General features: G+C 66.7%; 1 protein-coding gene. It reads left to right on the top strand.

Annotated elements, in window-relative coordinates:
• Positions 1-188 precede the first annotated feature (188 nt).
• Positions 189-403: hypothetical protein (locus E1295_RS48375; protein WP_132642145.1), on the top strand; the 215-nt coding region annotated here is incomplete at its 3' end.

Below are 403 nucleotides of genomic sequence, written 5' to 3'. Positions count from 1 at the left end.
GGGGTGGGGCTGAGGGCGAGCGCCAGCCCGATGGCCGTGGCGCCGGTCCAGGAGAATGGCACAGTACGGAGTTTGGCGATATTTCCGTTTTATGATCCCTCTCTTACAAATATCTTGAAATAAGGCCTTGCCAGGTCAGGCCCGAGATAGGGAGGTGTCGGCAGGTTCGTCGACGTGGAGAGTGAACAGTGGGGACACCTCAGGTTGAGGGCGGCGACGCGCACGGCGGCCCCAGGGCGGGGCTGGGCCTGGCGGCCGATCAGCGTGACGTGCACAGCTACACCTCCCCGAAAACCGGGCTCACCACGGAGTGGGCCGAGGGTCCCGACGGCGTCGAGGAGGCGTACGCCGACCACGTCCACTTCCACCGCAACGGCGACTACCCCCCGGAGCCGCCCGCCCC

Source organism: Nonomuraea mesophila, from assembly GCF_004352805.1.
GTDB classification, from domain to species: domain Bacteria; phylum Actinomycetota; class Actinomycetes; order Streptosporangiales; family Streptosporangiaceae; genus Nonomuraea; species Nonomuraea longispora.
The sequence above is the reverse complement of the archived record's forward strand: the minus strand, read 5'-3'. Positions and strand labels throughout refer to the sequence as shown.